This is a genomic window from Streptomyces sp. NPDC026246, from assembly GCF_055567995.1.
The window spans coordinates 406,343-427,987 of sequence record NZ_JBVHPJ010000006.1 but is presented as its reverse complement, the minus strand read 5'-3'; the positions used below and the strand labels follow the sequence as shown (position 1 = coordinate 427,987).

21 protein-coding genes are annotated in these 21,645 nt (G+C 72.5%); 9 read left to right on the top strand and 12 right to left on the bottom strand.

Features of this window, described 5'->3' with window-relative positions; genetic code table 11:
- The first annotated feature begins 154 nt into the window (after positions 1–154).
- Complete coding sequence (locus ACZ4M5_RS18355) at positions 155–1,873, top strand: PP2C family protein-serine/threonine phosphatase (protein WP_467737966.1); 1,719 nt, start codon at positions 155–157, stop codon at positions 1,871–1,873.
- Between the two features lie 35 nt (positions 1,874–1,908).
- Here the strand turns inward: ACZ4M5_RS18355 and ACZ4M5_RS18350 are convergent, their stop codons facing one another.
- Positions 1,909–2,568 (bottom strand): LysE family translocator, encoded by a 660-nt coding sequence (locus ACZ4M5_RS18350; protein WP_467737964.1) that lies wholly within the window; start codon positions 2,566–2,568, stop codon positions 1,909–1,911.
- A 46-nt stretch (positions 2,569–2,614) separates the two neighbouring features.
- Positions 2,615–3,424: a ribonuclease BN gene (locus ACZ4M5_RS18345; protein WP_467737962.1), complete on the bottom strand. Its 810-nt coding sequence runs from the start codon at positions 3,422–3,424 to the stop codon at positions 2,615–2,617.
- A 206-nt stretch (positions 3,425–3,630) separates the two neighbouring features.
- On the opposite strand from ACZ4M5_RS18345, the gene ACZ4M5_RS18340 reads away from it, so the two are divergent.
- Positions 3,631–4,245, top strand: coding sequence for a dihydrofolate reductase family protein (locus tag ACZ4M5_RS18340; protein ID WP_467737960.1), 615 nt, complete (start codon positions 3,631–3,633; stop codon positions 4,243–4,245).
- A gap of 24 nt (positions 4,246–4,269) precedes the next feature.
- On the opposite strand, the gene ACZ4M5_RS18335 is transcribed toward ACZ4M5_RS18340, so the two are convergent.
- The 3 genes from ACZ4M5_RS18335 to ACZ4M5_RS18325 all read right to left on the bottom strand — a co-directional run bounded on the left by ACZ4M5_RS18335 (position 4,270) and on the right by ACZ4M5_RS18325 (position 6,588).
- Complete coding sequence (locus ACZ4M5_RS18335; RefSeq protein ID WP_467737958.1) at positions 4,270–4,794, bottom strand: ATP-binding protein; 525 nt, start codon at positions 4,792–4,794, stop codon at positions 4,270–4,272.
- Positions 4,795–4,925: 131 nt separating this feature from the next.
- Complete coding sequence (locus tag ACZ4M5_RS18330; RefSeq protein WP_467737956.1) at positions 4,926–5,621, bottom strand: GAF and ANTAR domain-containing protein; 696 nt, start codon at positions 5,619–5,621, stop codon at positions 4,926–4,928.
- Between the two features lie 97 nt (positions 5,622–5,718).
- Positions 5,719–6,588 carry a restriction endonuclease gene (locus tag ACZ4M5_RS18325; RefSeq protein WP_467737954.1) on the bottom strand — a complete coding sequence of 290 codons (870 nt, stop codon included), beginning with the start codon at positions 6,586–6,588 and terminating at the stop codon, positions 5,719–5,721.
- 189 nt (positions 6,589–6,777) lie between these two features.
- Between ACZ4M5_RS18325 and ACZ4M5_RS18320 the strand changes: the two genes are divergently transcribed.
- Positions 6,778–7,218, top strand: a complete 441-nt coding sequence (locus tag ACZ4M5_RS18320) for a GNAT family N-acetyltransferase (RefSeq protein WP_467737952.1) — start codon at positions 6,778–6,780, stop codon at positions 7,216–7,218.
- A gap of 213 nt (positions 7,219–7,431) precedes the next feature.
- Here the strand turns inward: ACZ4M5_RS18320 and ACZ4M5_RS18315 are convergent, their stop codons facing one another.
- Positions 7,432–8,076, bottom strand: a complete 645-nt coding sequence (locus ACZ4M5_RS18315; protein ID WP_467738055.1) for a BlaI/MecI/CopY family transcriptional regulator — start codon at positions 8,074–8,076, stop codon at positions 7,432–7,434.
- A 178-nt stretch (positions 8,077–8,254) separates the two neighbouring features.
- Positions 8,255–9,889, bottom strand: coding sequence for an ABC-F family ATP-binding cassette domain-containing protein (locus tag ACZ4M5_RS18310; RefSeq protein WP_467737950.1), 1,635 nt, complete (start codon positions 9,887–9,889; stop codon positions 8,255–8,257).
- 257 nt (positions 9,890–10,146) lie between these two features.
- On the opposite strand from ACZ4M5_RS18310, the gene ACZ4M5_RS18305 reads away from it, so the two are divergent.
- On the top strand, positions 10,147–10,845 hold the full coding sequence (locus tag ACZ4M5_RS18305) for a TetR/AcrR family transcriptional regulator (RefSeq protein ID WP_467737948.1): 699 nt from the start codon (positions 10,147–10,149) through the stop codon (positions 10,843–10,845).
- A 75-nt stretch (positions 10,846–10,920) separates the two neighbouring features.
- Positions 10,921–12,513 carry an MDR family MFS transporter gene (locus ACZ4M5_RS18300; RefSeq protein WP_467738053.1) on the top strand — a complete coding sequence of 531 codons (1,593 nt, stop codon included), beginning with the start codon at positions 10,921–10,923 and terminating at the stop codon, positions 12,511–12,513.
- A gap of 72 nt (positions 12,514–12,585) precedes the next feature.
- On the opposite strand, the gene ACZ4M5_RS18295 is transcribed toward ACZ4M5_RS18300, so the two are convergent.
- A complete protein-coding gene (locus tag ACZ4M5_RS18295) occupies positions 12,586–13,245 on the bottom strand; it encodes a CBS domain-containing protein (RefSeq protein WP_467737946.1) in 660 nt (219 codons plus the stop codon).
- 249 nt (positions 13,246–13,494) lie between these two features.
- On the opposite strand from ACZ4M5_RS18295, the gene ACZ4M5_RS18290 reads away from it, so the two are divergent.
- Genes ACZ4M5_RS18290 through ACZ4M5_RS18275 form a run of 4 tightly spaced genes read left to right on the top strand, consistent with a single transcriptional unit; the run spans position 13,495 to position 15,832 of the window.
- Positions 13,495–13,893 carry a hypothetical protein gene (locus tag ACZ4M5_RS18290; RefSeq protein WP_467737944.1) on the top strand — a complete coding sequence of 133 codons (399 nt, stop codon included), beginning with the start codon at positions 13,495–13,497 and terminating at the stop codon, positions 13,891–13,893.
- A complete protein-coding gene (locus ACZ4M5_RS18285; RefSeq protein WP_467737942.1) occupies positions 13,890–14,810 on the top strand; it encodes a hypothetical protein in 921 nt (306 codons plus the stop codon). Before ACZ4M5_RS18290 ends, ACZ4M5_RS18285 begins: the two co-directional genes overlap by 4 nt.
- 38 nt (positions 14,811–14,848) lie before the next feature.
- Positions 14,849–15,400 (top strand): roadblock/LC7 domain-containing protein, encoded by a 552-nt coding sequence (locus ACZ4M5_RS18280; protein ID WP_467737940.1) that lies wholly within the window; start codon positions 14,849–14,851, stop codon positions 15,398–15,400.
- 57 nt (positions 15,401–15,457) lie between these two features.
- Positions 15,458–15,832, top strand: coding sequence for a roadblock/LC7 domain-containing protein (locus ACZ4M5_RS18275; protein WP_467737938.1), 375 nt, complete (start codon positions 15,458–15,460; stop codon positions 15,830–15,832).
- 264 nt (positions 15,833–16,096) lie between these two features.
- Here the strand turns inward: ACZ4M5_RS18275 and ACZ4M5_RS18270 are convergent, their stop codons facing one another.
- The 4 genes from ACZ4M5_RS18270 to ACZ4M5_RS18255 form a co-directional block, all read right to left on the bottom strand.
- A complete protein-coding gene (locus ACZ4M5_RS18270; RefSeq protein ID WP_467737936.1) occupies positions 16,097–16,591 on the bottom strand; it encodes a lamin tail domain-containing protein in 495 nt (164 codons plus the stop codon).
- Between the two features lie 143 nt (positions 16,592–16,734).
- A complete protein-coding gene (locus tag ACZ4M5_RS18265; RefSeq protein ID WP_467737934.1) occupies positions 16,735–18,099 on the bottom strand; it encodes an FAD-dependent oxidoreductase in 1,365 nt (454 codons plus the stop codon).
- A gap of 128 nt (positions 18,100–18,227) precedes the next feature.
- Entirely contained in the window at positions 18,228–20,960 is a 2,733-nt protein-coding gene (locus ACZ4M5_RS18260) for a SpoIIE family protein phosphatase (RefSeq protein WP_467737932.1), read from the bottom strand.
- Positions 20,961–21,079: 119 nt separating this feature from the next.
- Entirely contained in the window at positions 21,080–21,625 is a 546-nt protein-coding gene (locus ACZ4M5_RS18255; protein WP_467737930.1) for a hypothetical protein, read from the bottom strand.
- Between the last annotated feature and the right edge of the window lie 20 nt (positions 21,626–21,645).

Genomic DNA, 21,645 nt, shown 5'->3' with positions numbered 1-21,645 from the left:
ACTCCCGCAGACACCGCGGCGCATGCCTGAGATCATGGGAGTCCGGCCCCGGACGACGTGGAAACGACGTGCGCAGGGGAATACGGGGTAGGCAAGCGAACCGGAGGAGCGCCGGCCCGCGAGGGTGGCCGGCGCGTGGAGCGAGGAGGCCGCGATGGTGGGGCCCGAGGAGACGGCGACCGCCGGCGGACCACTCACGCCCGCCGCCTCCGCGGCGTCGGCCGACCTGCTGGAGGCCATCGGCGCCGGCGCCTACCTCGTGGACGACGAGGGCCTCATCGTCGCCGTCAACACCCGGGCCGAGCACCTGCTGGGCCGCAGCGCGGCGGAACTCGTCGGCCACGACGCCCACGACCTGCTGCACCGCGGCCCCCAGGGCCAGCCCCTGCCCAGGACGCAGTGCGCCATGCGCCAGGCCTTCCACGCCGGCCGCGCGGCCCAGATCCAGGAGGACTGGTTCTCCCACTCCGACGGCTCGGTCCTGCGGATCTCCTGGCTGATCACCCCGTTCGCCGTCGGTGACGCGCCCGGCGGCACACTGGTCGTCTTCTACGCCGCCGATCACCCCGAGGACCCCGCCCCGCACCCGCAGCCGGTGTCCCCGCAGCTGACGGAGCTGCAGCGGCTGGCCCTGCTCGCCGAGACCACCACGCGTCTGACCTCCACCCTCGACGTCGACGAGGCCCTGCACCGGCTGGTGGCGCTGGTCGTGCCGCGGCTGGCCGACTGGGCGGTCGTCGACCTGATCACCGAGCGCGACGAGGTGTGGCGCACGCTCGTGGTGCACGCCGAGAACGACAAGCTCGTGCAGCGCGAGGAGCTCCAGGGACCCATGCCGCCGGTCCCCGAGGAGTCCCCGATGCCTCTGTCGAGAGCACTGCGGGGCGTGTCCTCCACGCTGGCCGGCCCGCAGACCTACCAGGGCGCTCCCGACTCGGGGATCGCCGTCGAGCAGCGACGCCTGTTCGACGCCACCGGCATGCACTCGGCGGCCATCGCGCCCATCCGCAGCACCCGCGCCGTCCTGGGCGCCCTGACGGTGGGACGCGGCGACAACCCGGCTGACTTCACGCCGGAGGACCTCCCGCTGATCGAGGACATCGCGCGCCGCGCCGGGCTCGCCCTGGACAACGCCCGCCTGTACCAGCGGCAGCGCAAGGTCGCCGAGACCATGCAGAACCACCTCCTGCCCCAGATGCCCGGCGTCCCCGGCCTGGAGATGACCGTCCGCTACCTCCCGGCGCCCGAATCGTCACAGGTGGGCGGCGACTGGTACGACGCCTTCCCGCTCTCCGACGAGTCCACGGCCCTGGCCATCGGCGACGTCGTCGGCCACGATCTGGACGCGGCGGCGGGCATGGCGCAGGTCCGCAACATGCTGCGGGCCTACGCCTGGTCCCAGACGGAACCCCCGAGCCGGATCGTGGAACGCCTCGACGGGGCGATCCAGCACATCACCGACGTCGCCATGGCCACCATGATCTTCGCCAGGCTCGAAGCGGCCGGCGACGGCCGCTGGCAGCTGTCCTGGACGAACGCGGGTCACCCCCCGCCGCTGCTGGTCAGCAAGGACGGCCTGACGAGCTACCTCACCGACGGCCACGGCATCCTCCTGGGCACCCAGGGCAACGTCTCGCGCCCGGACGCCACCACCCTGCTGCCCCCCGGTTCCACGCTGGTGCTCTACACCGACGGCCTGATCGAGGAACCGCGCCGGAACCTCGACGAGGGCCTGAACCGGCTGCGCCAGCACGCCGCCGCCCTCGCCCACCGTCCCCTCGCCTCGTTCACCGACCATCTGCTGCGGCGGGTCCGCCCCTCCGGCAACGACGACGACGTGGCGCTCCTCGCCCTGCGCGTGCCGAAGACCTGAAGGCGCGCGGGTCCGGTCCGGCGGACGGATGCCCGTCAGGCCGTGGCCGCGACCGAGACGCCGATGGCGATGAACAGCCAGCCGGTGGTCAGCTCCCAGCGGTGGCGCACCGTCGGCCGGGCGAGCAGGGCCCGCAGCCGGGAGGCGACGACGACGAGGACGAACCAGTACCCGACGCCGACGAGCACGTCCAGGAAGCCCAGGAAGAAGATCTGCCGCGCCATGGAGCCGCCCCCGTCGACGAACTGCGGGAGGATGCTGAGGAAGAACAGCGCCGCCTTGGGGTTCAGCACATTGGTGAGGAACCCCTGCGTGAACCCGGACCGCCACCGCCCGCGGGCGTCGGCGCCCGCTCGTTCGACGCCGAAGGCCTCGGCGTACCCGGGCCGCCCCCGCCGCCGCTCCCGGACCGCCCGGCGGGCCGCGAGGACCGCCCGCACCCCGAGGTACACGAGGTAGGCCGCGCCCAGCAGTTTGACCCCGTCGTAGACCAGGGGCGAGCGCGTGGCGACCACCGAGAGGCCGGCGGCGGCCGCGACCATGTGGACGCACAGCCCGGTCTGCGCGCCCAGCGCCGCGGCCCTCCCCTTCGACGGATCCTCGGCCGCCGACCGGACCACCACCAGGAAGTCCGGCCCGGGCACCACGTACGCCACCAGCACCACGCCGAGGAAACCCACCAGATCGACCGTCATCCGTCCTCCACTCCACGGGGCCGGGCCGGGTACCCCGACCGGCGTGTCACTCCCCGCCGTCGCGCCGCAGTCCGTGGTGCTGGACCAGCCAGTGCCCCAGCAGGGCCCCTCCGTACACGACGTACCCGACGCCGATGAGCCAGGACTCGACGACCAGGACCACTCCGACCGCGCCGTAGCTGATCGCGTTGGTGACGATGAGCGGCGTGAAGACGAAGTAGGAGAACATGCGCAGGCCGACCAGGCCGGCCATGGTGGCGATCGCCCCGGGCAGCAGGTCGCTCCAGCGGACCACCCCGCCCAGCAGGAACCGCTGGCCCCACCAGAAGAACAGCACCCCGGTCGCCGCGCTCAGCGCGATCCGCCCGCCTCCGGAGGCGATGCTGCGGCTCTGCGCCTCCTGGTACAGGTAGGCGGTCATGGCGATCATCCACACCGCCTGACGCCACACGCGGTGCCAGCGGCCGGGTGCCAGCTCCCAGATCCGCTCGTAGCCGTTCTGGACGCTGCCGCCGAGCGCGATGCCGAAGACGGCGAGGGTGACGCCGCCGAGCACGCTGGTGGTGCCGATGACCTTCCGGGGCGGGCTGATGATGTCGGTCAGGACGCGTGCGGACCGCCCCGACAGTCCCATGCCGTCGGCGAGCCACGAGGCGAACCCGCCGCGGGCCAGCGGGTCGGCGGCGGCGACCACGATCAGCAGGGGCGCCAGCGTGACCAGGGCCAGCGTGGCGAAGCCCATGGCCCGGTGCAGCAGCTCCAGGTCGTGGCCCTGCCGGACGAGGGTGTGCGCACCGAGCCGGTGCCACCCGTCCCGCAGTGCGTGCCCGGCCCGGTCCAGGGCGTGCCGGCTCACACCGGCAGGACGGGGGTGGCCGGCAGGACGTCTGCCGTCGGCGGTGTGGTGACGGTCATCCTCGGTCCGCCTCCCGATGCGGTCGATCGCCGTGCGCTCGCGAGATCGTTGACCGTTTCGGCGGCGGCGCAAACGCGACGAACGGGCGGCGCGCGGCCCGGCGGCCGCGGCGATGAGTTCCGGCGGCGGATCGGGTCTGTCCCGTCATGACACGCATCGTCGCCGACATCTCGGTCTCCCTCGACGGCTTCGTCACCGGGCCCGATCCCGGCCCGGACAACGGCCTGGGCACGGGCGGCGAGGCCCTGCACACCTGGGCGTTCTCCGACGATCCGGACGATCGCCGCGTCCTGCGCGAGGCGACCGCCCGGTCGGGGGCCGTCGTGCTCGGGCGTCGCCTCTTCGACGTGGTGGACGGGCCGCAGGGCTGGGACGACACCGTCGGCTACGGCGCCGGGGAGGTGGGCAGACCCGCCTTCGTCGTGGTGACCGGTGCGCCGCCCGTGTCGGTACGGCTCCGCGCCCTCGACTGGACCTTCGTCACCACCGGCCTGGCCGACGCCGTCGCCGCCGCCCGCGAACGGGCCGAGGCGGCGTCGTCGGCCGCCGGGCGCGCTCTCGACGTGGTCGTGATGGGCGGGGGAGCGACCGTGGGCTCCGCCGTGGACGCCGGATTGGTGGACGAACTGTCCCTGCATCTCGCCCCCGTCGTGCTGGGCGCGGGGACGCCCCTGTTCACCGGGGGCACCCGCCGCGTCTTCACCCGGCGGACGGTGACGGCGACCCCGACGTCGACCCACCTGACCTACGACGTCGTGTGAACGGCCCGGCGGCCGCCGGGGGCGTCATGGCTGCTGCGGGGGGCGACCGGAGAGCGACGTGGGCAGGACGGTCCTCCCGCCCGGGCCGGGAGCGTCGCCGCCGGACGTGAACGGGATGCGGGCGACGATCCGTTTGCCTGCCTCCTCGACGGTGACGGCGACCGCGCTGCTGACGGTGTGGACCACGTGCATGCCGTGACCCCCGAACCGGCGACCGTCCCGCTCGCGCACCACCGGTTCCTCCCGGGAGCTGTCCCACACGGTGACGACCAGCTCGTCGTCGGAACACCACAGGAGCAGTCCGCACGGGCCGGGTGCGTGCCGGATGGCGTTGGTGACGAGTTCGCTGACGACCAGCTCGGCGTCCAGGACGAGCATGTCCGGCGCGGGGGAGCGGCCGGTGTGCGGGGCGTGAGCGAGGAAGGCGCGCAGGGCCCGGCGGGCATCGACCGCGCAGGCCGTGCCCTCGGCCCACGCCGCACCGAAGTGCGGCGCGGCGCGGTCGTTGCGTCCCTGCTCATCCGCCTGCTTCATAAGCGGGATGACCATGTGGGTTCTTTCGTTGTCGTTCAGTGCTCGGGGTGATGCCTGCGCCGTACGCCTACCCGGACGCCGCCAGCGCATACGGCGCCCGCTCGTGCCCACTGTCACACAGCGGTGAACGCTGAGGAGCAGAACGGTCAGTTCCGCTCGTCGGTCCGTTCGTCCCTGATGCGCTGGGCGACGTCGCGCAGCTTGACGTTGTGGTGCTGGGAGATGCGGCGCAGCACGTCGAAGGCGTCGTTCTCGGCCATGCCGTGGCGTTCCATGAGGATGCCCATGGCCTCGCCGATCGCGTGCCGGGTGTCCAGAGCGTGCTGGAGCTGGTCGATGGTCCGGGCGTCGGCCAGGGCGACGGCGGCGTGCGAGGCCAGCAGCCAGCCCGCGGTCTCCACGTCCTTGGTGAAGGTCCCGGGTGTGCGGGCGTAGAGGTTGAGGGCGCCGAAATCCTCCTCATGGGTGTACAGCAGGACGCCGGTCATGCTGCCGATCCCCAGGTCACGCGCGGCCGCGGCGTAGCGGGGCCAGTCGTCCTGGGGTTCGGTCATGTCCGGCACCCGGAAGACCCGCTCGTCGTCGGCGCGCCGGGCCAGATCGAAGCAGGGCCCCTCCGCCAGCTCGCCCTGGAGCCGGTCGGACTCCTCGACCATGTCCCCGCACGAGGACAGCGTGATGGCCCGGCCCTTGCGCACCGCGAGGATCCCGGCCGCGTCGCAGCCGTCGACCAGACGGACCGCCGCTGCCGCGATCTCGTCGAGGGTCCCCTGCACGGATTCCTGCTTCAGCAGGGTCCGGGCGAGCAGGGCCATCTCCTCGGCGAATTCTCGCCACTCCATGTGCCACCGCCCACGCTCGACCACCTGTGCGGCCACCCTACCCACGTCCCGGGGTGAATGGCTGGTGCCACCACACCGGGACGGTGGAACCCGCAGTTCAGCAGCCGCTGCCGTCGGCGGTGAGGTGGCGCGCGGTGCGCTGCGGCCCGTCCAGCGGGATCGTCGCCGACAGGTCCACGTCCGTCACCGGCAGGCCCGGGCCGATCTCCCAGGGGCACGGGCCGGTGCCGTCCGTCCACGCCAGGAGCGCCTCCCGGTCGACGCACACGATGCCGCACTGCTCGGCGTACTCCAGGGCGGGTGCGGTGAAGTCGCTGGTCGTGACCAGCACGGCCACATCGGCCTCGTGCACCGTGAAGCAGGTGCCGCCGAAGCGCTGCAGGTCCTGGGAGCCGACCCGGTTGGTCTCGCCGTACTGCTTGCACTGCACCACGGCCCGGCGGCCGTCCGGCGTGACGGCGAGGACGTCGGCGCCCAGGTCCCCGGCGCCCCCGACGACTTCCACGGCGGAGCAGCCGTCGCGCTCGCAGAGGGCGGCGATGGCCTCCTCGAACCCGTCGGGGGTCAGTGCGTCGTAGTCGAGGACCGTCTCGGGTCGCCCGACCACGGCCACGACCTCGTCGGGGCCGGGGAGGGTGTCGTCGGCCGGGCGCTGCCGGGGAACCGGCGGCGGCGCGTCCAGCGCGTCGGCCGCCTCACGCGCCGCTTCGTCGAGCGCTGCGGCGGCCCGGCGCGCGACCTTCGCCAGGCGCAGCCGGCGCCGCAGGCTCAGCAGGGCCGCGAGGCCCAGGGCTATCAGGACGAACATCCACGCCGGACGCCGCTCGGCCGCGTCGGCCAGCGTGCGCACGGCCAGCCCCGCGACGACCAGGGCCACGGCGAGGAAGACGAAGAACAGGGCGGTCGACCGAAGGTCGAACCGGTACCGGCGGTGCGCTGGCGGTGCGGGACGCACGGGTGCGGTCACGGACTGCCCCCTCTCATGGGACCGATGGAAGATCACTTCCACCGTCTTCCCAAGATCGGGATCTTCACCGTCCTTCCCCTGCACGAGAGGTGACGCCCCCTCACCTGACAACGGTGCCTCGCCGAAGGGCGGTTCGGGACGGGAGGGAACCGGGTTGACGGCCGGACACCGGTCGGGTCTGCTGCTGCGATGACCGATCTTCGTATCGAACGGCCCCTCGGCGACGGCATGCTCAGCGACTGGAGGCACGTCCACAACACGATCATCCCCACGCATCCGCTGTCGATGGACCAGGTACGCGACCGCGCGCAGCGCCACCACCTGGAGGTCGCGTACCTCGGCGACGACCTGGTGGGCTGCAGCACGGTGCGTCCGCCGGCCGACGGCGGGACGACGGCCACGGTGATCTCCCGGGTACTTCCCGCTTACCGCGGCCGGGGATTCGGCGAGGAGCTGTACCTGCGGGGACTCGGCGGAGCGCGGGAGCTGGGTTCCCAGGTCATCGAGACGGTGGTCCTGTCGTCGAACGAGGACGGCCTGCGCTTCGCGTCCCGGCACGGGTTCGTCGAGACGGAGCGCTACCTGCTGCCCGGGGACACGATTCCCTGGATCGACCTGCGCCTGGCCTGACCAGGCCGGGACGCGATTGCCTTCACGTGGCCGGTGAGTTCCGGGAGGCCGAGCCGGAGCGCCAGGACTACCCGCAGCGCTATCCGGACGGCTACACCCGCCACTTCTCGCGCCCCAACCGGCGGCTGCCCAGGCGCGCCGAGGCCCGAGGACGCGGCGGGACCGGGAAGGAGGACGTCCGTCCTCCCCTCGGTCGTCCGCGCGGGCCGGCCGTCAGCCCTTCCGAGGCTGCGGCTCCGGCTGCTCCTCCGGCGCCTTCTCCGCCGTGGTGAGGGTGTACATGACGGAGCGGCCCTGCTTGTGGCGCTGCACCTGACCCTTGGCGACCAGGTTCTCCAGCGTGTTCCGCACGACCTGCGGCGTGGGTGTGCGGCCGGAGTGCTTCTCCATCAGCTCTTCGCGCAGCTCCTTGGCCAGACGCGGTTCGTCGTGGCCGCCGAGGAGATCCGTCAGCAGATCACCGAGCAGCGGCTGCGAACCGGGCGCGGGACGCGCCGACTTGGCCTTCCGTGCCCCGGCCCCTTCCTTGGTCCCGGCGGCGCGGCGCCGGTCCCTGGCCTTCGGCACGCGGCGTGCGCCCTCACCCTTGGACCCGCGGGGCTCGCTCTTGGTCTTCGCCGCGCGCGGCTCGTCCCCGGTCTTCGGCGCACCCGGCTCGTCCTTGGGCTGCCCGGGAATCACCGGGGCGTCCGCGGAGCCCTCGGCGAGCCGCAGGATGTCCGCCAGGAGTTCCTCCTCCTGCTTGAGGACGGCGATCCGCTCGGTCAACTCCCGCTGGAGCCGCCGGTTCTCCTCAAGGTCCGACGCGGCCTGCTCCCCGTAGCGTGCCCGGAGCGTGGAGGCTGGTTGGCTGGTCACATCGCTGCCCTCCTCGACGAAAATGGTGCTGCGCATGGTACCCACACCCTCGCCCGACGGGCTGACACACGAGGGCTTCGGCCGCACGCGAAGTTGACATGTGTCCCGGACTCCACTCCTCTCGGCCGTCGTGGGGCCCCGCAGGTGCCGCTGCGGGGCCACCGCACACACCGGCGGCTCACACCGCGCGGTCCCCGCCCTCGGTGAGGGTGCCGTCGGCCAGCCGCAAGCGCCGGTTCACCCCGACCCCGTCGAGGAACCGCTCGTCGTGGCTCACCACCAGGAAGGCACCCCGGTAGGAGTCGAGTGCGCTCTCCAGCCGGCCCACGCTGAGCAGGTCGAGGTTGTTGGTCGGCTCGTCGAGGAGCAGCAGCTGCGGTGCCGGTTCGGCGCACAGCACGCAGGCCAGGGTGGCGCGCAGCAGCTCGCCGCCGGAGAGCACACCCGCCGGCAGGTGTGCCCGGGCTCCCCGGAAGAGGAAGCGGGCGAGCAGGTTCATCCGCTCCGCCTCGGGCCGCTCGGGAGCGAACGCGGCGAAGTTCTCCGCCACCGTGCTCTCCGGATCCAGCAGGTCGAGACGCTGGGAGAGATAGGCGACCCGGCCCTCGTTGCGCCTGATCTCCCCGCTGTCCGGGACCAGTTCACCGGTGATCAGGCGCATCAGGGTGGTCTTCCCGGCACCGTTGGGCCCGGTCAGTGCGATGCGCTCGGGGCCGCGGACGCTCAGGTCGATGCCGCCGTCCGCGAAGACCGGCCGGCCGCCGAGCGTGACCTGCAGACCCGCGCCGGTGAAGAGGGTGCGTCCGGCGGGCACCCGGGTGTCGGGCAGGTCGAGCGCGATCTGCTGGTCGTCGCGCAGCGCGCGCCCCGCCTCGTCCAGCCGGGCCCTGGCCTCGCCGACGCGGGCCGCATGTGTCTGCCCGGACCGGCCCGCGGCCTCCTGCGCGCCCCGCTTCATGTTCCCGGCGAAGATCCGGGGCAGCCCCGCGTTCTTCAGGTTCCGGGCGGCGTTGCTCGCCCGTCGCTCGGCGCGCTCGCGCGCCTGCTGCATCTCGCGCTTCTCCCGCTTGAGCTCCTGCTCGGCGTTGCGGACGTTCTTCTCGGCGACCTCCTGCTCGGCCCGCACGGCCTCCTCGTAGGCGGTGAAGTTGCCCCCGTGGAAGCGCAGTTGGCCGCTGCCGAGTTCGGCGATGCGCTCCATGCGGTCGAGCAGCGCCCGGTCGTGGCTGACCAGGAGGAGACAGCCGCCGAAGTCGGACAGCACGTCGTAGAGCTGGTGCCGGGCGTCCAGGTCGAGGTTGTTCGTCGGCTCGTCGAGCAACAGGACGTCGGGGCGCTTGAGCAGCTGGGCGGCGAGGCCGAGGGAGACGATCTGCCCACCGCTGAGGGTGTGCAGCCGGCGGTCGAGTGCGAGGCCGGCCAGGCCGAGACGGTCGAGCTGGGCGCGGGTGCGCTCCTCGATGTCCCAGTCGTCGCCGATGGTGGCGAAGTGCTCCTCGGCGACGTCCCCGGACTCCACGGCGTCCAGGGCGTGGATCACCGCGGCGACGCCGAGCACCTCGGCGACGGTGAGATCACCGGTGAAGGGGAGGTTCTGCGGGAGGTGACCGACTGTGCCGCTGACGGTCAACGAGCCGGTACGGGGCGTGAGTTCACCGGCGATCAGCTTGAGCAGCGTGCTCTTGCCGGTGCCGTTGGGTGCGACGAGGCCGGTTCGGCCCGTGGTGACGGTGAAGGACAGGTCGTGGAAGACGGGCGTGTCGTCGGGCCAGGAGAAGGACACGCTGGAGCAGACGACGGCGGCGTCGGACATGGAGATGACCTCGAGAAGGCTGCGGGCAGGCAGAGCTCTGCCCTGGGCAGATGCGGGGAGGGGGGTACGACGAACAGGCCACCTCGGCGGCGCTCAGCAGCGCGTCCGGTGGCCGTCAGGTCCGGATCTCACCCGGAGATGTCGTCTTCACCCACCACGTCTGTGACTCCTCGATACACACGATCAACGTCTCCCCAGCTTAACAGCCCCTCCGTGCGCTCGCGCTGATTTTTGCAGACTCTGCATCTTTGCGTAGCATGCAAAACATGACGGACGGGAAGCCGGCGCCCACCGGGCTGCGCGAGCGCAAGAAGCAGGCCACGCGGGCCGCCCTGGTGACGGCGGCCGTACGGCTCGCGGCGGAGCAGGGCGCCGAGAACGTCACCGTGGACGCCATCAGCGAGGCCGCCGGCGTGTCCACCCGCACGTTCTTCAACTACTTCGACTCGCGCGACGACGTCTTCGTGATGATCGGCGCCGAAGCCGGCGCACGGGTCAGGCGAGCCGTCCTCGCGGCACCCCCCGGCACCGCCCCGCTGGACGCCCTGCGCGACGCCATCGCCGCCGAGCTGGCGGAGATCGAGCAGCACCAGGAGCTGTGGCGCCTGCACTCGGAGGTGCTGCGCCGCTCCCCGCATCTGCTGGCCCGCAGCATCGGCGCCCACATGGCGGACGAACTCGCCCTGGCCGAAACACTCGCCGAACGCACCGGCGCCGGCTCACCGCTCTTCTCCGCGGAGCGCACCGACCCGGCCTCGCCGGACGGCGAGCGCCGCAGGCGTGCCCTCGGCCTCCATCCGCGCCTGCTGGCCGCCGTCGGCGTCACGGCCGTCCGGGTCGCCGTCGAGCACTGGTGCGTACGGCAGGACGAACTCGCCTTCGCGGACGTCTTCCGCGAGACCTTCGAGCACCTCGCGGCAGGCCTGCCCGGCCCGCCGCCGGCGGACCGCGACTGAAGCGCCCGCCCACCGCACCCCGAAAGAGATGATGTGACTTCTCCAGCGGCGCCCGCCGAGGCGCCTCCGTCCGCCATGTCGAACCGGCAGATACTCCAGGCCATGTCGGGACTCATGGCGGGCATGTTCGTCGCCATCCTGGCAGGCACGGTGGTCTCCAACGCCCTGCCCAGGATCATCGCCGACCTCGGCGCCAGCCAGTCCTCGTACACCTGGGTCGTCACCGCCGAACTGCTGGCCATGACGGCGACCGTGCCCCTGTGGGGCAAGCTGTCCGACCTGTACAACCAGAAGCTGCTGCTCCAGCTCTCCCTGGGCCTGTTCGTCGTCGGCTCGCTGCTGGCAGGCTTCTCCCACGACGTGGAGCTGCTCATCTTCAGCCGCGTGGCCCAGGGCATCGGCGCCGGCGGCCTGACCGCGCTGGCGCAGGTCGTCATGGCGGCGATCATCCCGCCGCGGCGCCTCGGCAAGTACGCGGGCATCTTCGGTGCCGTCTTCGCCGTGGGCACCGTCGCCGGCCCCCTCATCGGCGGCGTCCTGGTGGACACCTCCTGGCTCGGCTGGCGCTGGTGCTTCTTCATCGGCGTGCCCTTCGCCCTGCTCGCCATCGCCCTGCTGCAGCGCACGCTGAAGCTGCCCACGGTCCGCCGGGAGGCGAGGATCGACTTCCTGGGCGCCTTCCTGATCGTCGCCGGCGTGTGCGCGCTGCTGATCTGGGTCACGCTCGCGGGCAACGAGTTCGACTGGGCGTCGTGGCAGACCGCCGCGCTCACCGGCGGGGGAGTGGCGCTGCTCGTCGCCGCCGTGTTCGTCGAGGCCAGGGTCGCCGAGCCGATCATCCCGCTGGGCATCTTCCGCAATCGCACGGTGGCGCTGACCACCGTGGCCAGCCTGTTCGTCGGTCTGGCGATGTTCGGCGGGACGGTCTTCCTGTCGCAGTACTTCCAGGTCTCCCTCGGCAAGTCCCCGACGATCGCCGGCCTGATGAGCCTGCCGATGATCCTGGGCCTGCTGCTCTCGTCCACCGTCGCCGGGCAGATCATCAGCGCGACCGGCCGCTGGAAGGTGTACCTCGTCGCGGGCGGCGTCACCATGACCGCCGGACTCGCGCTGCTGTCCACGATCGGCGCCGACACCCACTTCGGCCTGCTCAGCCTCTACATGGCGATCATGGGCATCGGCGTCGGCATGCTGATGCAGAACCTCGTCCTGGCCGCGCAGAACGACGTGCCCGCGGCCGAACTCGGCGCCGCGACCTCCGTGCTGTCCTTCTTCCGCAGCATGGGCGGCACGATCGGGACCAGCGTGCTCGGCGCGATCCTCGCCGGCCGGGTCGCCTCCGAGATCACCGAGGGGCTGGCGCGGGCCGGTGCCGCCGCGGGCGGAACCGAGGAGGGAGGACAGGCCGGGCACGGCGGCGTCCCCGACATGACCACCCTGCCCGCACCGATCCGGGACGTCGTGGAGCACGCCTACGGGGTCGCCACCGCCGAACTGTTCCTCGTGGCCACTCCCTTCGCGGCGCTCGCCCTGGTGGCCGTGCTGTTCATCAAGGAGAAGCCGCTGAAGACCACCAGCGGCATGGAACGGCTCTCCGAGGAGTCCGCACAGCCGCAGACACCGACGGCCGGGAGCGGCAGCCGCCCGCGCGTCGACACCGAGGTCTGACCCGGCACGCCCATCCGAGGGAGCAGCGCACGGAACTCCGCCGTGCGCTGCTTCTCTTCCCGGTCCTCGACGTCAGCCGGGCGGCCCTTCACGGTCCGGCTCCCGGCCCGGACGGAACTCGACGGCCACGACACCGTCGACCTCCCGGCACAGTTCCTCCAGACGGGGGACCGCGTCCCGGGAAGAGAGGCGGCCGCTGAGCACGACGTGGCCGTGCGTCACGTCGACCTGCACGGCGGACGGTGCTTCGCCCAGCGCCTTGACCAGGACCTCCTCCACGATCTCCGTGCGGATGGCCTGGTCGGCCCGGAGGAACACCCGCAGCAGGTCGCTTCGGCTCACCACGCCGATCAGCCGTCCGTCGTCGTCGACGACGAGGAGCCGCTTGACGCGGTGCCGGGCCATCAGGCGGGCCGCGTCCACGACGCTGCAGTCCTCCCGGGCGGACAGCGCCGGTGCCGTCATCAGCCCCGCCGCATCGGTGGCGCGCGCCTTGGCCGTCCGGGGGAAACCGCCCTCCCCGTCCGTGTCGTCGTCCTGCTGCCCGCCCCACATCTTGTACAGCAGGTCCGCCTCCGACACGACGCCCACCGGGCGGTTCTGCTCGTCCACCACGGGGACCGCCGTGATGTCGTACTCCTGCAGCAGATGGGCGATCTCCTTGAACGGCGTGCCGCCCCGCACCCGGACGACCGCGTCGCTCATCAGGTCGCGCACCTCATGGTGGTTCATCGGGTGTCCTTTCTGGCCTCTCCTCCCGAACCTATGCCTCCGGAGGCCCGGGGCGAGTCGGGTGCCGCGCGCAATCTTCCTGATCGAAAGCGTTCGTTCCTGCCCGCTCAGGATCGAGCCAGCCCACCCCGGTCCGGTTCGCTGCACATTCCCTTGGAAAATGCCAAAGCGTTCCCGCGTCCCCGAGCACCGTGCGTAGTGTCGTGCTCACGTTCGCGGGAACGGCCGTGCAGGGGGAGGGGATCCGGCGTGCCCGGAATCGACGAGAGTCTGCTGGAAGCCATGCGTCTGCCCGGTGCCCGGGGGGCGTCGGTGGTCGACTGGATCAGTGGTCTGGCGCTGGGCGCCGTGGGGGACGCACCCGGCGGCGACGCGGAGGCGACGGCGGCGGAGACCGCCGAACTGGCCCGGCTCGCCACCGAGAGCGGCGCCCTGGCCGGGGGCGACCCGGACGCCGGCACGGACAAGGAGCCACCCGTACAGGACCTCATCGTGACGAACACCCACGCGTACCACCTCATCCGGTTCGTCACCACGCCCTTCGAGAGCACTGTCTTCGTGCACCTGTGGCTCGACCGGGCCGACGGCAACCTGGCCCTGGCCCGGATCCGGCTGGCCGAGCTGGCGGACAGACTGGTGCTCGCATGATCATGCCGCTGCTGACCTCGCGCACCGACGAACCGGCCTCGGCACGGCTCGCGGGCCTCGCCGAGCAGGGCGCGAGCGGGGCCCTGTCCACCGAGTCCGGGATCTTCTACCTGGCGGACGGACACGTCGTCCACGTGGAGTCCGCCGTCACACCCGACCTCGGCGACCTGCTCACCCACAGCGGCGCCCTCGACGCGGACGGCTGGTGGGAGGCGATCGACCGGGCCGGCCGCGGCTGCCGGGTCGGCCGGCAACTCGTCGACAGCGGCCGACTCGCCGCCGGAGCACTGGAGTTGTGCCACCTCGGCGCCCTCTTCGACGCCGCGTACTTCGTCCTCACCCATGACGGTCCGGCCCTGCGCTTCCGGCCCGGCGTCGCCCACTGGCTCGGCTCCGTGCGGCCCGTCCCGGTCGACACCGTGCTGCGCGAGTCCGCGCGCCGCCGCGAGCTGCTGCAGCGCATCTGGCCGGAGCCCGCCATCGACCGTGACCCGCTCACCCGGGTGCCGGGGGACGCGGCGGACCTGCCGGCCCGGCGCGGCCGCATACTCGCGCAGGTCGACGGCGTGCGCACCGCCGCGCAGATCGCCACCGCCCTCGCCTGCCGCACCTTCCACACCCTCGTCGAACTGCGCCGGCTCGCCGCCGCCGGCCTGGTCGTCCCGGCGGCCGCGGCCCCCGTGCCCGCCGCCGCGCCCCCCGCGGCTCCGGCGCCCGCACCTCCGGCGCACGCGGACCCCACCGCGGCCCCCGCATTCCCGCCGCCCGCGGACCCCGTCCCCCGCGTGCCGCCCCCCACAGCCCCCGCTCCCGCCCCCGCGTCCACCGCGCCGGTCAGCGCCCCCCTCACCGTGGTGCCGGACGAGCCCGACACCGCGCTGCTGCGACGGCTCCTGCACGCCCTGGAGGCCCTGTGATCCGCGCGCGACGACAGCGTGCCGAAAGGAGACAGCTCATGGCCGTCGAGACCGACGTCCTGGACGAACTGCGTCGGCTCCGCACCCGCATCCCCCGGCTGACCGGCTCCCTCGCCGCAACCGTCGACGGACTCGTCCTCGCCCACGACGTGCCGGACACCGAGCCGGAGGGCCTCGCCGCGCTCACCGCAGCCGCCCTCGGCGTGGCCCACCGCATGACCGACGCGGCGGCCCGCGGCGACTTCCGGGAGCTGCTGGTGCGCGGCTCCCGCGGTTACGTCGCCACCTACGCGGCCGGGACCACGGCGGTCCTCACCCTGCTCGCCGAGGACCGCGTCAACGTCGGCCGCCTCCATCTGGAAGGCCGCCGCAGCGGGGCCCGGATCGCCGACCTGGTGACCACCCGCGTCGGCCCCGGCACCGGCCGGCACGCCGACCGTCCCGCGCAGACACCCGGCGCCCCGTCCGGCTCGGTGCTCGGGGAACACCTGGCACCCCCGCTCCCGCCCGTGGCCCGGCCGATCGGCACCCTCCCGGTGCGCACCCCGCAGCGGCCGCCCCACCAGCCGCGCCCCCACACCGGCACCTGAGCCCTCCGAACCTCCCGACCGATCCGCAAGACAAGACCGAAGGAAAGGAACGAGCGCATGGCCAACACGGAGACCGCGCTGAAGGAATGCCTGAGCTCCATCGACGGTGCGAAGGCGGCGGCCCTCGTCGACTACACCAGCGGCATGGCCCTGGGCACCCTCGGCGGCACCAAGGACTTCGACCTGGAGATCGCGGCCGCGGGCAACACCGACGTCGTACGGGCCAAGCTGCGGACCATGGAGCACCTCGGCCTCAAGGAGGAGATCGAGGACATCCTCATCACACTGAACACCCAGTACCACCTGATCCGCCTGCTCAAGGGGCGCGGCGGCAGCGGCCTGTTCCTGTACCTCGTGCTGGACGGCAGCCGCGCCAACCTCGCGATGGCCCGTCACCAACTGCGCCGCATCGAGGCCGATCTGGAGATCTGAACCGGCACCACCGTACGGGAGCCCTCCGCCACGGACACGTCGCGGAGGGCCCCGGCACGCGCCGCAGCGTGCGCTTTCGCCGTGCGGCTGTGGAGGCCCGTACGGGGCCGCGGCAGTCCCCGCGAGGCCAGGTCGGGCACCGCCAGACGTGGCGTCAGCAGGGACGTGCGGTCGCGCCACCCGAGCGGCAGGGCCTCCGTCAGCCGACCGGCCGCGTGCCAACGGGCGCCGGAGCAGCGACCGTTCACCGGGGAGCCGAGGGGCTCAGTTGTGGTACGCGATGTACCCGTTGCCGTCCGCGTCCGAGCCGCGCTTGGTGTACGAGTGCACGTCGGCACGGCTGCCGGACGGCTTGTACACGTAGATCGTGTCCTTGTCGTTGTTCCACATGAAGTTGCAGTTGTCGCGGTACACGACGTTGTTGCTGTCCGAGTCGGTGCCGTGGCCGCCGCGCAGCTTCACGTAGTCGCCCGGCTGGAGGGTGTGGCTCGCGGTGAAGGTGAACCGGTTCCCCGTGGCGTCCTTCACGACGTAGCCCTTGAGGTTGACCGTCGCGGACCGGGAGTAGTTCTTGATGGTCAGGTACTCGTCCTCGGTGTTCCCTCCGGAGCAGCGGTTGGAGTCGCTCCCGGGGGCGTCGTACTGGATCCCGCGGATCTTCAGCGCCGAGGAGTACTCGGCGGCCTGGGCCGGGGCCGCCGCCAGGGCGGCGAGGGTTCCGGCCGCGACGGCCGTGGTGGCGACAAGGCGTATGCGCATGGACGTTCGTCCCCCCTGCATGGCCTTCGAGTGAAGGCGATGTGTCGTTTCGGTGAAGCAACCGGATCGTACACGGTTCAAGTACGCGAAAGGGCGGGTCCGGTGACATTGCCACCGGACCCGCCCCGCGGGTGTGGGAGAGATCAGGCGCCGCTGGCGCGGAGCATGTCCTCACGCTCGACGATCTTCACGCGCTCGCGCCCCTCGGGCTCGCCCAGCGCCTTCTCCGCGGCGTCGAGCCGGTACCAGCCCTCCCAGGTGGTGAAGCGGATGTTCCGCTCGGCGAGGAAGGCGTCCACGGCCTCCGGGCCGGGGGAAGCGGGCGTGTGCAGCCGGTCGTTCGCGAAGTCGTCCAGCAGATTCGCGACCGTCTCGTTCGCGTCGCCCTTGGTGTGCCCGATCAGGCCCACCGGGCCGCGCCGGATCCAGCCGGTCACGTACGTCGACTGCAGGTGCTCGCCGGACTCCTGCACGACCCGGCCGCCCCGGTCCGGGACGGTGCCCGAGTCGAGGTCCCAGGGCAGCTTCGGGAGCTTGTCCGAGAGGTAGCCGACCGCGCGGTAGACCGCGCCGACGTCCCAGGTCTTGAACGTGCCCGTGCCCCTGACGTTGCCGGTGCCGTCCAGCTCGGTGCGCTCGGTGCGCAGGCCGACGACCCGGCCGTCCTCGCCGAGGATCTCCACCGGGGACTCGAAGAAGTGCAGGAAGAGCTTGTGCGGGCGGTCGCCCGCGTCGCGGATCGCCCAGTTCTCCAGGGTCTTGGCGACCATGTCGGCCTGCTTGTTGCCGCGCCGGGTGGCGATCGAGCCCTCGTCGTAGTCGATGTCCTCGGGGTCGACGATGACCTCGATGTTCGGCGAGTGGTCCAGCTCGCGCAGCTCCATCGGGCTGAACTTGGCCTGCGCCGGGCCCCGGCGGCCGAACACGTGGATCTCCTTGGCCCGGTTGGCCTTCAGGCCCTCGTACACGTTCTGCGGGATCTCCGTCGGCAGCAGCTCGTCCGCCGTCTTCGCGAGGACGCGGGCGACGTCGAGCGCGACGTTGCCGACGCCGAGCACGGCGACCTTCTCCGCCTCCAGCGGCCAGGTGCGCGGCACGTCCGGGTGGCCGTCGTACCAGGACACGAAGTCGGCTGCCCCGTAGGAGCCGTCGAGGTCGATGCCGGGGACGGACATCGCCCGGTCGGCCATGGCGCCGGTGGCGAAGATCACGCCGTCGTAGAACGCCCGCAGGTCGTCCAGGCCGATGTCGGTGCCGTAGTCGACGTTGCCGAACAGCCGGATCTGGGGCTTGTCGAGCACTTGGTGGAGGGCGGTGATGATGCCCTTGATCCGCGGGTGGTCGGGGGCGACGCCGTACCGGATCAGACCGAACGGCGCCGGCATGCGCTCGAAGATGTCGATGGACACGCCGGGTTCGGTGGCCACCTCGGACTTGAGCAGGGCGTCGGCGGCGTAGATCCCGGCGGGGCCGGATCCGACGATGGCGACCCGCAGGGGGCGGGGCATGGTCAGGTTCCCTTCGAGCGGCGACAAGCGATCTCACCGGGAAGCCTAAACTAAGGCATGCCTAAGTCGGTATGCGGGTCCGGTCTATGAGCTCATAAGCCGATCTTATGCCATCCCCACGCTGTCGCTTATGGGAGAGGCTGCTCGGCCCAGATGACCTTCCCGGCGGGCAGATACCGCGTCCCCCAGCGCTCGGCGAGCTGGGCCACCAGGAACAGGCCCCGGCCGCCCTCGTCGGTCATGGTCGCGTACCGCAGGTGCGGTGACGTGCTGCTGTTGTCGAACACCTCGCAGATGAGATTGCGGTCGCGCAGCATCCGCACGCGGATCGGCCCGCCCCCGTAGCGGATGGCGTTGGTGACCAGTTCGCTGAGGATCAGCTCGGTGCTGAACGCCAGCTCGTCCAGACCCCAGGCGGTCAACTGCCGGGTGACCGCCGCGCGCACCTCGCCCACGGCCGCCGGGTCGGCGGGCACCGGCCACTCGGCGACCTGGTCGCCCGCCAGCGCACGGGTGCGGGCCACGATCAGAGCGATGTCGTCGCTGGAACGGGCCGTGAGCTTCGAGTCCAGTACGGTCCGGCAGGTGTCCTCGGGGGACTGCCCGGCCCGGCCCAGCGCCTCGCGCAGCATCTCCAGACCGACGTCGATGTCCCGCTCCCGGTCCTCGACCAGCCCGTCCGTGTACAGGACGAGCCGGCTGCCCTCGGCGAGCTCCAGCTCCGCCGTCTCGAACGGCAGCCCGCCCAGCCCGAGCGGGGGACCGGCCGGCACCTCGGGGAACTCGACCCGGCCGTCCGGGTGGATCAGGGCGGGCGGCGGATGCCCGGCCCGGGCCACGGTGCAGCGCCGCGACACGGGGTCGTACACCGCGTACAGGCAGGTGGCGCCCGTGACCGGGGCGCTGCCCTCCTCCTCCGTCTCGTCCTGGTCGATCCGGCCCACCAACTCGTCCAGCAGGGCGACGAGTTCCTCGGGCGGCAGATCGAGGGCGGAGAAGTTGTGCACGGCGGTGCGCAGCCGGCCCATGGTGGCCGCCGCGTGCAGCCCGTGCCCGACGACGTCCCCCACCACGAGCGCGACCCGGGCCCCCGACAGCGGCAGGACGTCGAACCAGTCACCGCCCACCCCGGCCTGGGCCGGGAGGTAGCGGTAGGCGACCTCCAGGGCGCCCTGCTCGGGCAGGTTCCTCGGCAGCAGACTGCGCTGCAGCGTCACCGCCATGCTGTGCTCGCGCGTGTAGCGGCGGGCGTTGTCGATGGACACGGCGGCCCGCGCGACCAGTTCCTCCGCCAGCGCCAGCTCGTCCTCGTCGAAGGGCTCCGGCTTCTCGTACCGCCAGAAACTCACCACGCCCAGCACCAGCGCGCCCGCGCGCAGCGGCACCGTGATCAGGGAGTGGATGCCGTACCGCACGATCTGCGCCGAACGCTCCAGGTCCTGCGCCTGCCACCCGGGGGCCTCACCCAGCCGGGGCTCCAGGACGGGCCTGCCGGTCGCGAGGCTGCGGCCCTGCGGGGCGGTGCCGACGAACCGGATCCGCTCACCCACGGGGTAGAGAGGTGCGTCCTTGCGGACGCCGCTGAGCGCCGTGCGGCTGAGGGCGGCCACCGCGTTCGGCTGCCCGCCGCCCAGGACGGCGTCGAACAGGTCGACGGTGACGAAGTCGGCGAACCTCGGCACGGCCAGCTCCGCCAGCTCCTCGGCCGTGCGGGTCACGTCCAGGCTGGTCCCGATGGCGACCCCGGCGTCGTACAGCATGTTCAGGCGTTCCCGCGCGGTCTCGGCCCGCCCGGACAGGGCGCGCAGTTCCGTGGAGTCGCGCAGGGTGGCGACGCTGCCGGGCGGGACGCCCGCGCGGTCGGTGGTCCGCTGGTTGACGGCCAGCAGCCGGTCCCCGACCAGATGCACCTCGTCGGTGGCGACGCGCCCCGACGCCAGCAGGTCGGCGGTGCCGGGATCGAGTCCCAGGCCGAGCACGTGCCGGCCCTCGGCGTCGGCGGGCAGCCCCAGCAGGCGGTGCGCCTCGTCGTTGGCCAGCACCAGGGTGCCCTCGTCGTCGACGATGAGCACGCCCTCGCGGACGGCGTGCAGGACGGCGTCGTGGTGTTCGTACATCCGGGTCATCTCGTGCGGCCCGAGCCCGTGGGTCTGGCGCAGCAGCCGGCGGCTCACCAGGGCGGCCCCGGCCGTCGCCAGCGCGAGCGCGATCGCGGCGGCGGCCAGCACCAGCGGCAGCTGGCGATCGGCCGTGCCTCCGACGTTCTTGGTCGTGATGCCCGCCGAGACCAGGCCGATGACCTTGCCGTCGGAGGGGTCCGTGACCGGCACGACCGCCTGCACCAGCGGTCCGAGGGTGCCGTCGATCTCCTCGGTCACCGTCCTGCCCGCCAGCGCCGGTGCCAGGGTCCCGACGAACTTCCTGCCGATGCGGTCCGGTTTGGGGTGGGTGTAGCGGATGCCCTCGGTGTTCATCACGACGACGAAGTCGACCTTCGACCGTTCCCGGGCCGCTTCGGCGCGCGGCTGGAGGACGACGGTGGGGTCGGGGCCCTTCAGCGCCTCGGCGGTGCCCGGCGCGTTGGCGAACGTCTCGGCGACGGCGAGCGACCGGTTGCGGGCCTCCTGTGTCGTGTCGTGCCGGACCTGCAGCACGAGCGCCACGACGGCCGCCACGACCAGCAGCAGCACGATCACCACGACGAGGAGGAACACCTGGCCGGCCACGCTGCGCCCGCCCAGCACCGATCGCAGCCCCGTCACCGGCTGCCGTCGCGCCGCCTTAGGCCGCTGCCCCGCGGACGGCGCAGCGCCGGGCGGCAGGGGCGACCGGGTCCCGGATCGACCCAAGAGTCGGACCATGTGCCATGTCTACACTGCGCGGCTCCGCGAGGCGAGGGGCACCACCCGTGGCGGCCGGGGGCCTCACCGTTTCATCACTTCTCTTGCGCGGGGCCGTCCCCGCGCACCGTACGACGGTCTCAGGCGCCCAGCGACCGGGCCAGTTCCGTCGTCGCCCGGGCGATCTCGCCGTCCTCGTCGGACATCAGCCGCCCGAGCTCCTCGCGCCGGGCCCGCACCGCCTGGCGTGCCGCGCGCTCCCACACCACGGGATTCTCGCGGTGGTTCAGCAGCTTCGGGTACACGGCGGCGGTGCTCTCCCACTGCCGGGCGTCGGCGATGGCCTTGAGGAGCTGGATGATCTGGGCGCGGACGGTCACCTGGGGTGACTTCGCGAGCTCCCACAGGAAGGGGACCGTCGCCGCCGTCGCCTGCTCCACGACGAAGCCGAACTGGCAGATGCGTTTCCTCAGGTCCTCGAAGGCGGACCGGGCCGTCTCGGCATCACCCCAGGCGATGCCTTTGAGCAGCACGGGAATGGCCGCGGCCGAGCCGGTGGAGTCCTGGATGTCGCCCCACGGCACACGGTCCAGTGCCGTGAGAGGCGTGGTGCGGGCCACCCCGGTCGGGGCGTCGGGGCGCTGGGGGCGCTCGCTGCTCGGGTGTTCCGTCGAAGCGCTGCGCATGGCGAGGGGCCTTTCCGCGG

Excerpts from the sequence above, each read along its gene's own strand:
- ACZ4M5_RS18280 (WP_467737940.1), top strand. The coding sequence starts at position 14,849 with ATGGCCGTCGAGACCGACGTCCTGGACGAACTGCGTCGGCTCCGCACC.
- ACZ4M5_RS18340 (WP_467737960.1), top strand. The coding sequence starts at position 3,631 with ATGACACGCATCGTCGCCGACATCTCGGTCTCCCTCGACGGCTTCGTC.
- ACZ4M5_RS18260 (WP_467737932.1), bottom strand. The coding sequence starts at position 20,960 with ATGGTCCGACTCTTGGGTCGATCCGGGACCCGGTCGCCCCTGCCGCCC.
- ACZ4M5_RS18310 (WP_467737950.1), bottom strand. The coding sequence starts at position 9,889 with ATGTCCGACGCCGCCGTCGTCTGCTCCAGCGTGTCCTTCTCCTGGCCC.
- ACZ4M5_RS18320 (WP_467737952.1), top strand. The coding sequence starts at position 6,778 with ATGACCGATCTTCGTATCGAACGGCCCCTCGGCGACGGCATGCTCAGC.
- ACZ4M5_RS18330 (WP_467737956.1), bottom strand. The coding sequence starts at position 5,621 with ATGGAGTGGCGAGAATTCGCCGAGGAGATGGCCCTGCTCGCCCGGACC.
- ACZ4M5_RS18300 (WP_467738053.1), top strand. The coding sequence starts at position 10,921 with ATGTCGAACCGGCAGATACTCCAGGCCATGTCGGGACTCATGGCGGGC.
- ACZ4M5_RS18350 (WP_467737964.1), bottom strand. The coding sequence starts at position 2,568 with ATGACGGTCGATCTGGTGGGTTTCCTCGGCGTGGTGCTGGTGGCGTAC.
- ACZ4M5_RS18255 (WP_467737930.1), bottom strand. The coding sequence starts at position 21,625 with ATGCGCAGCGCTTCGACGGAACACCCGAGCAGCGAGCGCCCCCAGCGC.
- ACZ4M5_RS18305 (WP_467737948.1), top strand. The coding sequence starts at position 10,147 with ATGCAAAACATGACGGACGGGAAGCCGGCGCCCACCGGGCTGCGCGAG.
- ACZ4M5_RS18295 (WP_467737946.1), bottom strand. The coding sequence starts at position 13,245 with ATGAACCACCATGAGGTGCGCGACCTGATGAGCGACGCGGTCGTCCGG.
- ACZ4M5_RS18335 (WP_467737958.1), bottom strand. The coding sequence starts at position 4,794 with ATGGTCATCCCGCTTATGAAGCAGGCGGATGAGCAGGGACGCAACGAC.
- ACZ4M5_RS18285 (WP_467737942.1), top strand. The coding sequence starts at position 13,890 with ATGATCATGCCGCTGCTGACCTCGCGCACCGACGAACCGGCCTCGGCA.
- ACZ4M5_RS18355 (WP_467737966.1), top strand. The coding sequence starts at position 155 with ATGGTGGGGCCCGAGGAGACGGCGACCGCCGGCGGACCACTCACGCCC.
- ACZ4M5_RS18270 (WP_467737936.1), bottom strand. The coding sequence starts at position 16,591 with ATGCGCATACGCCTTGTCGCCACCACGGCCGTCGCGGCCGGAACCCTC.
- ACZ4M5_RS18275 (WP_467737938.1), top strand. The coding sequence starts at position 15,458 with ATGGCCAACACGGAGACCGCGCTGAAGGAATGCCTGAGCTCCATCGAC.
- ACZ4M5_RS18265 (WP_467737934.1), bottom strand. The coding sequence starts at position 18,099 with ATGCCCCGCCCCCTGCGGGTCGCCATCGTCGGATCCGGCCCCGCCGGG.